The sequence below is a fragment of the Pseudoalteromonas luteoviolacea genome, assembly GCF_001696455.1.
In the GTDB taxonomy this organism is placed as follows: domain Bacteria; phylum Pseudomonadota; class Gammaproteobacteria; order Enterobacterales; family Alteromonadaceae; genus Pseudoalteromonas; species Pseudoalteromonas luteoviolacea_C.
Genome location: NZ_MAUJ01000003.1, coordinates 141,326 through 154,311, shown reverse-complemented (window position 1 = coordinate 154,311; position 12,986 = coordinate 141,326). Strand labels below are relative to the sequence as shown.

Annotated in this window: 6 protein-coding genes; 3 read left to right on the top strand and 3 right to left on the bottom strand. The window is 39.6% G+C overall.

All coding sequences use genetic code 11. The features are described from left to right. Nucleotides 1-60: 60 nt before the first annotated feature. Together A7985_RS11475 and A7985_RS11470 are read right to left on the bottom strand one after the other, a co-directional pair. A complete protein-coding gene (locus tag A7985_RS11475) occupies nucleotides 61-504 on the bottom strand; it encodes a hypothetical protein (protein WP_065790607.1) in 444 nt (147 codons plus the stop codon). A 436-nt stretch (nucleotides 505-940) separates the two neighbouring features. Next, nucleotides 941-2,779, bottom strand: a complete 1,839-nt coding sequence (locus A7985_RS11470) for a hypothetical protein (protein ID WP_065790606.1) — start codon at nucleotides 2,777-2,779, stop codon at nucleotides 941-943. An 827-nt stretch (nucleotides 2,780-3,606) separates the two neighbouring features. Between A7985_RS11470 and A7985_RS11465 the strand changes: the two genes are divergently transcribed. Both A7985_RS11465 and A7985_RS11460 read left to right on the top strand, forming a co-directional pair. Continuing rightward, a complete protein-coding gene (locus A7985_RS11465; RefSeq protein WP_065790605.1) occupies nucleotides 3,607-5,376 on the top strand; it encodes a S41 family peptidase in 1,770 nt (589 codons plus the stop codon). 282 nt (nucleotides 5,377-5,658) lie between these two features. After that, the gene (locus A7985_RS11460; RefSeq protein ID WP_081310529.1) at nucleotides 5,659-7,698 is read left to right on the top strand and encodes a S9 family peptidase; all 2,040 of its coding nucleotides are present in this window, start codon (nucleotides 5,659-5,661) and stop codon (nucleotides 7,696-7,698) included. Between the two features lie 302 nt (nucleotides 7,699-8,000). Here A7985_RS11460 and A7985_RS11455 read toward each other — a convergent pair whose 3' ends face one another. Then, nucleotides 8,001-8,183 carry a hypothetical protein gene (locus A7985_RS11455; RefSeq protein WP_065790604.1) on the bottom strand — a complete coding sequence of 61 codons (183 nt, stop codon included), beginning with the start codon at nucleotides 8,181-8,183 and terminating at the stop codon, nucleotides 8,001-8,003. Between the two features lie 414 nt (nucleotides 8,184-8,597). Between A7985_RS11455 and A7985_RS11450 the strand changes: the two genes are divergently transcribed. After that, nucleotides 8,598-12,743 (top strand): hybrid sensor histidine kinase/response regulator, encoded by a 4,146-nt coding sequence (locus A7985_RS11450; protein WP_081310528.1) that lies wholly within the window; start codon nucleotides 8,598-8,600, stop codon nucleotides 12,741-12,743. Nucleotides 12,744-12,986 lie beyond the last annotated feature (243 nt).

The window sequence follows — 12,986 nt, the reverse complement described above, 5'->3', positions numbered from 1 at the left end:
CGCCGTTAACAAGATATGACCACCCGTTGAGAATGGTATTAGCGTGTACTGCTATATTGGTTATGCCCTGTTGTTAAAGAACATACCTCGATGGGTTGAACTTGAGTTTGGCGCATTAGAAAAAAGCCCACTAACATATGTCGAGGCTTGACTTCTGATCAATGATTGAATTTCTGAGAGTTCTTTTTCTAGGTTTTGTTGTAACGTTGTCAGCTCAGCGCTCTTATCAACACCGTCTTTTTTTTGCTCTAGCTGCAAGGCTTTAATTTTTTGTTGAAGTGATAAAATATTACTGACTTTTTTGTCTTTAGAAACAGCCTCTTCACTTTTATTGTCTTCTTTTTTATCTGTGGTTTTTTGCTCTGTCTTTGCTACTTCTGGTTCAGAGCTCACTTTTTCGGTCTTTGAAGCGAGCTCTTTTTTGGATTTTTCAATGTCCTCTTCATTGGATTTTAAAAGAGGGTTGTATCCAGAATATCCCGTGTTTAAGTTATTAATATTCATAATTGTTAGTTTTTTGACAAGAAAGCGTATTGAGGAGGGTAAGAAGCAAAAGTTATACCTATATTTTATTGAGTAAAATTTAAAAAAGGCAAAGTAACGTTATAGATAATTAGCTTGAATATGATGCTGTATAGTGATTACAGCTATTCAGTATTTGACTTCAAGGTCTTGATGGCTGACCAAGCCTATTTTTACTCAAACCATGAAGATTAATCCACCTTCGATTGGAGAGAACACGAGCCTAAGCCTGTAGCCAATGCCTGCTGTATGACTACCTAAAAACCCCAAAATATAGTGTGGCTGCAAAGATACGTATATAAAAATAAGCAAGTTTTACATAGTTAGAGCAAACTAAAAAAGGGTCCAATTGGAGCCCTTTGATGCAAGGTAAATATGAATGAATTAACACTTATAAATTCGATCAATCTAAATAGGTTTAAGCGCCTTCCGCCGGAGGGGTATCACTGAGACAAGCACTGTTAGGTCGCTCGGATAGCTTTCTCCATACACCCCAAGGATCTTGGCTGAATGCTACGCTTGGGGCATTGCCGCCAACTATATACCATTCATTACGGTATTCATGGCAGTCTAGCGCATCGATCACCACTTCACCTGGCTGGTCATAAAGTTTACTTGGATCCCAATATCCGTCTTGTACTGGTGGTGGAGGCGTGTGAGGTCCATGCTCAAAGGCACACGCATTGTCTAAAAATGAAAATTTAAGCTGCGCACTTAATGACACATAAGTGTCGTCTGTACTTGCCTTTAAGGCAGCCAGTGCCGCATTGGCTTCATTTGTACAATCGTATGCGCCATCGCTGGCTTTAAGTTGAGTAAATTGACCGTTAAGATCAACGGCAACGCGATTTTGTGAGAGAACAAACTCGTTGACGTCAGCTTGACCTGCTTCATTATTCGTGACAACGAGAGACGTTTTGGGCGAGTAATTGTAAAGGTAAAATTGCTTTTTCCCGTGCTCGTCGTATGGGCCGCCTTCGCCTAGTTCGTATACAGGTAAGTTAATCATAATGTGTTCCAGTACTTGGCCAAACTGCGACTGGTAAGAAATGGCCCCGTTGCTTTGCAGTACGTTGAACTTTTGCTCAGCGGCTAACTTCGCCTTATTGATCACAGACTCAGAATAAAAACCATAGTTTTGTAGAAGAGATAGGTAGTTGGAAATGTCATTCCAAGTCAGCTGAGTATCGTAAGTACTACCTTGAGCAGCAGCTTTGGTTAAGGTATTGGTAACATCTGGGATCTGTCTAATGTAGCGAGCGCCAAAATCATTCTGCTTTTGGAAGCAAGTCCAATCGTCTTCAAGGTCTTCTTTAATTGAAACACAGTGATCAAACACCTCTTGAGAGCGCAGGATTTGGTCTTTAGCCGCGTAAGGACCTCTGTTGTACATAAAAGACATTAACATCGAGAGTGCATCAGGATCCTTGGATTGCTGGAGGAATAAATGCATGGAATCTTGTGATAAATCAGAACCTTGATTCCATGGGAGTGAGCCACTGACAATTGCTAAAGCTGATCCATTGTAAAACCCACTGCTAAGTGAGGAGCCTAAAATGTTCCTTGCAGGTCCTGTATGTGAACTCAGTACGGTTTTTGGGTCTAGATTTTTGAAAGGTAGAGGGAAACCACCGCCCACGACCCCTTGTAACTCGGCCCATGCACTGCCCGGATACTCTATTTGTAAAACGCCATCGTCCTCGTCAACACCGGCAGGTAAATCCTTCCCAAGAGAGCTTTCTTGTAGTCCCTTTGACACAAAATAGTTGGGGTTCATTTGCCGCTCGAAATAATCCCCAAAGTGTTCACCCGTTGCGAAGGGTTTTGTTAGATCAAAGGTACCAGTTGGTCCCTTTCTAAGGCCATACTGCATTTGAATACGACTAGAAGCACTGACATGTGCGAATGCGATTGCCCACAGTTTATGTTCAATAATCGTACTTGTAGTGGTTGCACCTCTGACGCTTAGGTTAATCTCATTGGGGAATTCACCCTGCCAGTCAATATGATAGAACTGTCCGGGTTTATTACATCCCTCTCTATCAATATCATACCCGCCGTCAGGGGTTTCAATTATTTCGCAGTGGTAGTTAACGGTCACCTTATCGGCCAGTAGAATTCGATAGTCAGTAGTGCCCTGAAATGTAGGCATTAACTGACGGTATTGCTCTAGGTCAACTGTTTGTATCGCTGAGGCTGGATTGTATAGTCCACAAAACAAGGCAGCATATAAAACCTTCATTGAAATTTTTTTCATAATGATCTTTCTCTTTTCATGTTGTATTTGGAAAGTGTTTTGACATCGCTGTCAGTATAAAATATACAATTTATTGTATAAAAAACAAGCTAAATCACTTTTGATTGAAAAGGTCGCCTAACGACTTCGAGTTGGGGGAATGGCCGCTAGCCAATCTTGATTGAACAGTAAACTTGCAGACTCAAAAAGTCTCTTGTATCCAATGATGTACACTTTAAGGAATGTTCCGAGCTGTTGTTTGATGCGCACAACACTTTTTTAGACTCATTAAAAAATTGGTCGTGGCAGCACAGGTATTGAGCGTTCTTATTATTCAGTTGGTTATGTGCTGTATTGGGCACTGTTCATTGGCCAACATATTTTGGCGGCCATTTCGTCTTTTTTAATTCATATACTATTGAAATAATTGTTTATACAACGAATGAACTCAGCGTTCGGTTTTATAGCTAGTTTTCTTGAGCTCGGGCCGGTTTATTGAAATACAACTGGCTTTTATCATTTTCATCATCCCCACCTTTAGCTAAAGCAGGTTTTATGTGATTTTTAATATTTTTTACTTTTTCTAACTGCGTTTATAATTGTTTATAACTGTCTGATATCTTGAATTATTTCTCATTAATTTTTAACGATTGTGATTTTTGGTAAATTATTTTTTCTTTATCTGTTTTTTGGGTTTTTTATTTTATGTTTAAGGGTGCGTGTTTGTTGGTAATAAAATTGCTTTTACGGTCTTTTGATTAATTTATGCATAATTTATCAAGGTTAATTGACTAAGTTTAAATTTTGAGGTTATTTTTATTTCACCTTGTAAATAAAAAGGATATTTCATGAATAATAATATTAAAGCTATACTTCCCATTTTATTAATCAGCACATCTGCAGCTAATGCAAGTAGCGACAACGAGCGTGAATATGCATTGGATAGAATTGAGGCCTTCGCTAAAATCTCTAATATTGTGGAGTATTATCATCCTAGTGATTCTGTTAAAGCAACGAATTGGGAGGCTTTTTCTAAATATGGCACTTATTATATTCAGCAAAACTTATCTCAAGACTTTGCTGCACAGCTAACGCATTTGTTTAGTGAAGTGGCACCGCATGTCACTTTCAATGACTACCTCACTGAGCCTGAAAGATTGAGCAGAGAGAGTGAAGTCGCAGGGTGGAGAAATAATGGCTATCCTGGTAAACGAGGCCATTACTTATTTAATAGGCAATTAAACACCATAAAATACGGGGACTTACATACTGAGCCTTTCTTACCTCAGCAACAGGTGTACTATACCGAGGTAAATGGTGTATATGTCAGGGTACCCATGCTGCTTATGGCAAATACCTCTGCAAAAGAAGGTGTACCTTTTAAAATACCTGATAATGTAAATATTCCAAACACGCTTGAAAATCCGTATTTTTGTTTTGGTAACATGAGCAAAGTTTGGGGCGTAATGGAGCACTTTGGCCAATATTTTCATCATATTCCAGTCAATTGGAAATCTGAATTGAGGCCTTTACTGACTGCTTGCCTGACCCAAGACGGACAAAAAATAGGTGATGCACTGAAATATTCGTTAACCAAGCTACAAGATAATCATATACATTTATTTTCCTATGATATTCCAACTCAATATTATTGGCCAGATGCCGGATTTGAAATGGTAGAGGGTAAGCCTATCTTGATTTACAAAGGTGCGAGCATCGAAGGAATGGAAGTTGGTGACGAGCTCGTAGCTGTTGATGGGCAGGACATTCATGATCTAATTAAAGAAAAGTTGGCCTATTCTATGGCTACTGAAAAAACAGCTAAAAGTAAGGTTTTAGGCACTCAAGTTATGCTGAGAGCCAATCCAACAGACACCATTACGTTAGATGTTAAAAATAAAGACAATCAATTGTCATCGCTGCAACTTAAAACGGATCAATTACAATATCAAAGCTACAATCGTGCCGCGGCTAGGTATAAACACAGTGGTCAAGCTAAGCATCAGATACTAGATAACAACATTCATTATTTCGATTTAAGTCAGGTAACAAACGAAGAGCTTCCTAGCTTTATTAGCAAGCTTGAACAAGCTAGCGGGATAATTGTTGATCTTCGTAGTTATCCAAGCGATTGGCTTGCATGGCAGAATTTCTTGATGGTAATTCATGATGGAGAAATTGAAGGGCCTGCGTATTACAACCGTATATCCAACCACCCTGACTATGAACAGAGGTATGTACACGAAGTAAACGTATCGAGGTCAGGGATCAGTAAGGTACTAAACAAACCTATGGTCGTGTTAAGTAGCAGGTATAGTGTTAGCCGCAATGAATTTGTATTGGCCTTTTTTCAAAACCTAAATATTCCAGTGGTCGGCGAAGTGACAAACGGGATCAATGGAGACGTGACAGAATTACTCTTCGGCGGCAGCGGACCGAATAGAATGGTTGTTTATTTTACAGGGGCTGAAGTTCGTCAAGCTGATGGGAGTAAACTGATTGGTGTGGGTGTACAACCTGATGTGCTTGTATACCCAACCGTGGAAGATATTAGAAATAATACCGATGTGATTAAAAACACAGCGTACAAATATATTGAGTCATTAATTAAAGAATAGCTTAATTGACGACAACTTAGTTTAGGGCCTACTAGGTGACTTATAGTCAAGTAGGCCCTTTAATTTATCTAGTCTTAGCGCCACCAACCTTATGTGTTCTCCCTGAATTGACCACGTATTAGGTGCAGTTCACAGAATTTTTGAGACTTTGATACCTGTGTTTAATACCCTAGAAGCTGGAATAAACCGAACATTAATCATTTCTTAACTCAGGAAATTAGATTTTCGTTGCCACAACATGTATGCCTGACAGGTCAGGTTTCGCTTTTTGGAAGTATTGATATGATAAAAAAACTCAAGTCTCTTAAGTCATTGAGCTGTGTGTTACTGCCTACGCTTATGGTCACTTGGCATGCTGAAGTGTCAGCGACCATTGATGGTAAGGGCGGTTTGATGCCAGAGGACTATTTTGATTTTGTATTTATGGACTCGCCTCAAATAGCGCCCAATGATGAATCCATCTTATTTGTGAAAAGAACAGTAAATGAAGATGCCAGCGGTCGTCATAGTCAGATCTATAAAATCAATAAATTAGGCGCGGTTTCTGAGTTTACGCAAGGCACAGGCGATCGCGCACCGAGGTGGTCTACCGATGGCAGTAAAGTTGCGTTTATCCGTTCTGCCGATGGCAAGCCTCAAGTCTTTATAATGCCAGCTAACGGTGGAGAAGCCAAACAGGTTACCGCATTGACACAAAGCCTCTCTGGATTTGAGTGGTTGCCATCAGGTGACAAGCTGCTGTTGACTTTGAGTGTTAGCGCAGAGGATAACACCCCAGGTGATGTGAACGACTCTGAATTAAAAAGTACATCAAAAAAACGTGCTGCACCTGACATTGTCGTCGTGAAACAGGCCAAGTATATGGGAAATGGATCTGGCTATTTAAGCGACAAACGTAGGCACCTGTTTTTATTTGATATCAAAACGAAAGAATTAACGCAGTTAACCTCCGGTGAAAGTTGGAACGCGAATAGCCCTGTTGTGACTAACGATGGCAAATATGTTTATTTTCACGCAAATAGAACTGGTCTTGAGTACGAAGGCGATTCAAATTCAGACATTTTTCGTCTAGAAATCGCGACAAAAAAAATCACCGCGTTGACTCATCACGACCATGCACAATACAGCGTTAGCTTATCTAAAAGTAACGACTTATTGGCCTATGTGCACCAAGAAGGAACTTTTGAACAAGCAGATCTGGTCGTTACAGGAAAAAATTCAAAAGTAAAAAATCTAACCCAAAACTTCGATAGGAATGCATCACACGCTATTTGGGCACCAGATAATCAGCAGCTTTACTTCACAACCAATGACCATGGTGCCAATAGGCTCTTTTCGGTGTCAGTAAAAACCGGCGAAGTAACGAAGCTAATTGACGGAAATAGAAGTATTAAAAATCTAGCTGTGTCTAATAATGGTGAATACTTGGTTTTTACCGTGGAGAGTTCGACTGAATTACCGGAGTTTTATCGATATCACATTAAATCAGAGGGGCTAACTCAGCTCACAAAGTTTAATGAAGTGCTTCTCTCTAAAAAAGATTTGTCACCAGCCCAAGCGCTTTGGTTTACCAATGAAAAGGGGATGGAAGTTCAAGGTTTTATTCACAAGCCTTTGAACTTTGATAAAAATAAGTCTTACCCCCTTGTTTTGAACATCAAGGGCGGCCCAGGTGGTATGTGGGGGCATCAGTGGTTTCATGAAAACCAAATGTATGCGGCGCAAGGTTATGCCGTGGCTTACGTAAACTATCGGGGAAGCAGTGGCTATGGCATTGCGCATAGCAAGGCCGTGCGCAAAGATTACGGTGGTGCAGACTACAGAGATAATATGCAATTTCTTGATGAGGTACTTGCACAAAATAAATGGGTAAATAAAGAGTCGCTGTATATTACTGGCGGTAGTCATGGTGGATTTCTAACGAACTGGATCACGACCAAAACAGACCGATTCAAAGCTGCGGTTACACAACGTAGTGTCAGTTCTTGGATTTCAGAAGCCGGTACTCAAGAGTATACGCCAAATCAAATGACAAAAGAGTTTGGTGGTAATTTATGGACCAATTTTGATGCGTATTGGGATAGTTCACCTCTTAAATATGCAGATAAAGTTTCAACACCAACGCTTATAATTCATAGTGATGCGGATATGATCACGCCAATTGGTCAAGGGCAAGAATGGTTTTACGCATTGAAAGCTAATGATGTACCTGTTGAAATGGTGATATTCAAAGGTGAAACGCACTCTTTATCTCGTAGTGGCACTCCAACGAACTTAGTTGAAAGACTCTCGCGTATATTGGATTGGTTTGAGCGTCACTAGTATTAAGTGTTAAATTCGCCCTCTACGAGCACTGGGGGCGATTTTCATAATTCAAATAAAATAAATGTAAAAACTGATTATATACGTACAACTTTAACGAGAAATTTTAGGTCGTAGCATTTACAGTTTTTGGCTGTTTACCATGTGTTTATTTTTAAAAGGTAATATCTGGTTGGTGAATTATTTAGTAAAGTAAATGATGAAGCGTATTTTCGGATTTTTACTTACCTACATGAAGCAGACTGCTGTTTTTATAATAGAGTAGTGTCTGCTTCAATATTATCACTTTATTTGAAGTGTAATTAGAAAGTAACTGGTACACTTGTAGATGTGGCAGTATCGTATGGCTGATCATCCATAACGCAATTAGGTCGACCTGAACAAGCACCAGCACCACCGCCTACTAGGGGAGTATTTCCCTTGTCTAACTTTTTTCCTGATAAAGATAACTTTTTAATACTTTTTTTATTTAGTTTTAAGTTCATTATAATTATTTCCTTTATTATTTTAATCTCTGAATATTGTTCAGTTTTTTGATAGTACATTTTTAAATTTTATCGTCAAGAAAATTTGATGAATTATTTAATTTTCGTAGTTTTTTCCATCATGCTTTTTATATAAGCTCTTATTATTAGCTTTAAGTAGGTTCGTCGTAGCAGTATCTTGTATCTATGTACATGATAGCTAGATGTGCGAGATATAAACCCTCAAACTTGGTTGTGTTGGATACGAAGGAGTGCACGCATTGTTGTGCTGAGGCGACTTTGATTATGAACTGGGCGTACCTTTAACATTTTTATAGAATAAACAACATAATGCGTAGAAATCGTGGGCAATATAAACTAGCCTATTAATACGATAAGCCAAATTTAAAAGCCTCCGACGGTTGCTCAGTGCCTATGGGAAAACAGTTCTTAGTAATTCTACATATCACATGGATATTAGTGACTGTCATTCCGAGTATTTGCTTTGGAAGCATCCCAATACTTGCTAATCAATATTCGGTGAAAAAACTGACCGCTGAAGAGGGGTTCGCGTCCTCTGAAATCTACTCAATTATCCAAGACCAACAAGGGTTTCTCTGGTTCGGCACTGCTGAAAATGGTGTGATGCGTTACGATGGGCGTAAAGTCACTTTGTTTGAGTTTGACAGCGACAATGCAAATGGACTGTCTCACAATGATGCTGGCAATCTCATGCTCGATAGAGAAGGTAATATATGGGTGGGAACATGGGGAGGAGGCGCGAACCGCTACGATCCGACGACTGGCCAATTTGAGAATTTTGTACACGACCCCAAGCGGTCTGACTCCATTTCTGCAAATAGAATACAGTCTCTGTATCACGATCTAGACGGGTCTATTTGGCTAGGGTCGTATGATAAAGGTTTAAATAAGTACATAGAAAAAGATAGCTTTGAACACATTCAAGTAGGCTCGAGCATCAATGAAGGGTTGTCACATAATCGTATTTGGGACATAGAAAATAATGATATCGACAGCTTGTGGATTGCAACGAGTTACGGCTTGAACTTGTATGATAAAACCGACAACACCTTTCGCTACTTTTTTCCTGATCCTAGTAATGATACGCCAACAGGTGCCAATGAAATAAGACATATACTGAAAACTTCGCAAGGGATGCTTTTTGTCGGTACGCAAGTTGGCCCTTTTTCATTTGATTTATCAACGGGAGAGTTTTCGGAAATCGGGGTCGTGAATGGCGTTCATTTGGGCCAAGTGAACTCAATGATTGAAGATCAAGAGGGGTTTATTTGGTTTGTGACAAGTAAAGGCGTTTTCAGAAAGTCTAATGTCAGTGATCAACTAGTACAGTTAGAACTTGAGCATAACAATGGACTTAGAATCATATTTGAAGATAGCGCAAAAACCATCTGGATCACCAATGAAGTTCACGGCATATTCAAGTTGGTACCCCACCGTAAATTTAAATCAATTAATAGCCCTGATTTGATAGCACCAAATGGTATTACCGCCGATAAAAGCGGAGATCTGTTAATTGTCAATTCGGAGTCTCGGCTATTGAAGTGGGAGGTGTCGTCACAAACCTTGCACCAATTGTCTCCGCCTGTCTTTAACAAAGGTAATGGATTTGAAGACAATGTGCTGCTTGAGCGCCCTGTTTTGCATTTAGATAAACAAAACATTTTGTGGCTGGCTTTAGACAGAGGAATCGCTAAGTTCTACTTAGATACCAATACCAGTGAGCTCATACATTATCCCAGTACTGAACCACACTATAGAGAATTTAGAGAGATCCGTGCACTGACAACAGATCATCATGGCAATCTATGGATTGGTACCTACAAAAATGGCGTGTATATTTACAATCCAAATACAAATACTTTCAAGCATTTAGATTCATCTTATGGTTTATCACACCCCGAGGTATTGACCATATACAAAGATAAGTCTCAGAATATTTGGGTTGGGACTGGAGACGGGGTCAATTTGTGGCAGGAATCTCGGCAGAAGTTTAAGTCGTTTGTAAATGATAAATACAAAGCTGATAGTTTACTTGGCAGTATTGTTCAAGACATTCATCAATCACAAGATGGGGCTATTTGGGTTGCGACTCAGCAAGGGTTGAACTTGTTTCAAGAAGAAACAAATACCTTTAAACACTATAGTACCCAAAATGGTCTGCCCAGTAATCTAATCCGTGCGATCTCAGACGACACAAAAGGAAATTTGTGGTTAACGACGAATAAGGGGATCACTAAGTTTTCACCATCTACAGGAGTTGTACGAAATTTTGACAGCCGCAATGGGGTCCTCGGTTTAAATTATTATCCCAGCAGTTTGATAAAGGGCAAAAATCATATCCTTTTCACAAGCAGTCAACGCGGTGTAGAGTATTTTAGTACGCAGCCATTAAAATCAAATCGCAATGATCCTAATTTGGTACTGACTGGGTTTAATAAAATGGGTCAACCGGTCAAACTTGATAGGCCTTATGCGCATGTAGATGATATTTATCTCTCTTACTTAGATTATATTTTTTCTTTTGAATTCTCGGTATTGGACTTTGTATCCCCAAGTAAAAACCAGTATGCCTACAAGTTAGATGGGTATGACGATAACTGGATAGAAATAGGAAATAGAAATACAGCTTCATTTACCAATTTGGATGGCGGAACATACACTTTTCAAGTCAAGGCCACGAATAGCAATGGGCAATGGGGCGCAAACATTTTATCTATTCAGTTGCATGTCGCACCGCCCCCTTGGAAAACTTGGTGGGCGTATTGTCTTTATGGGTTGAGCGTTGCACTGATCATTTTTACCGTCATTTACCTGCGCACAAAGTTACAAAAAGCCGAGATAGACAGACAAAAACAGTTTGTTATTCAACTTGAAAAGCAAGTGTCTGAAAAAACAGCTTCGTTGAAAATGCAAGCTAAAGATCTTGAAGTGGCACTCAAAAAAGCAGAAGAAGTGACGCGCTTGAAATCTGAATTTTTGGCCAATATGAGTCACGAAATTAGAACACCGATGAATGGTGTATTAGGTATGTTAGAGCTTTTGAAGCATAGCAGCCTGACACCTGAACAGGCTCACTCTGTTAGTATTGCGAGCACGAGCGCGCATTCTCTACTGACCTTAATCAATGATATTTTGGACTTTTCTAAAATAGAAGCAGACAAGCTGGAATTGGAGCTTATCGACTTTGACTTAAAGCAAATGATAGAGCAGCTATGTGAGTCAATGGCGCTTTCTGCGCAGTCAAAAGGCGTCAGTATCATTGTTGATTTAGTTGATGTTAATGAATCACTTGTAAATTCGGATCCTGGTCGCATCAGGCAAATAATTACTAATATTTTAAGTAATGCGATTAAATTTACTGAGATTGGTGAAATTGTCATCAGCGCGAAATTGGAGCCAGCTAAAACTGAGAATAACCTACTATTGACCTGTCAGATACAGGACACAGGGATTGGAATTCCGCAAGAGAAATTGTCCAGCTTATTTGACTCTTTTATCCAAGTCGATGCGTCGACGACGCGTAAGTATGGCGGAACCGGACTGGGGCTCAGCATCACGAAAAAACTTTGTCAGTTACTTAACGGCGATGTCAGTGTTTCCAGTAAAGTAAATCATGGTAGTTGCTTTGAGTTTACTTGTTTGGTGGCAAAAAGTGACAAGCAAAATCAACAATCAACCTCATTTGCAAGCTTAAATCTGGGCGCATTACTAGTCGACCCAGTTACCTCTAGCAACAAAGCTATTCGCAGGCAATTGGCACATTGGGGGGTTAGGACATTTGATACAACCAACGCAGAGCAAGCATTGCAGATTTTATCCTCTGAGCATATCGATATTGTCTTTTTTAATAAAGCATTGCCTGATATGAGTGGAGAATCATTGGCCAAACAAATTAGAAAACAAGAGAAGTATAAAGACATTAAGCTTGTAATGATGAATTTACTCAGCGAGCATTATGATGCTATTGAGAATAGTTCAGTGACATTAGATGGGCACTTTTCAAAACCAGCAACTATGAATGATTTATTAGCCGCGCTTTCTACACTAAAAGGCGTGGCAGATAGCAGTGGGGCAATACAAGACAGTACTCAGAAGCAACACAGAGATACGCTCGTTGAAGATAATATTTGGGCGAACGGTACCCGTGTATTACTGGTTGAAGACAATAAAGTAAACCAGATAGTTGCTATGCGTATTTTAAATGGGATAGGTGTTACCACAGAGCTTGCTGAAAATGGTGTTGAGGCACTGGCTAAACTTGCTGAAGTCGATAGCTCGCAACCATACTCCATTGTACTAATGGATTGTCAAATGCCAAAAATGGACGGTTATGAAACGACAAAAAATATCAGAGCAGGGGCGGCTGGTTCAAACCAAGTTGATATTTCTATTGTCGCAATGACCGCGAATGCGATGTTGGGGGACAAACAAAAATGCCTTGACGCAGGTATGGACGATTATATCACCAAGCCGATAGAAGCGGGTAAAGTACTAGAGAAACTAAAGGCGTGGGTACTTAAAAGTCAGCAACCAAGTTAGACGTGATGGCATTGAGTATGTTAAACCTTGATCTCGCCATCCCTTGTCTCATTTTTTATTAGATTATTGATATAAAGTACTTTTACCTTATTAATTGCGCGTTTCAATTGTCAAAACTGTATAAATTTATAGATTGGATGACTTTTAAGCCTTGAGTGAGTTTGATTGTGTGCATTTTTGGCATATCTATGTGGGCCTTGTGCAATGTAGGTTGCTTAACACAATGTTATCCATCGCTAGTAT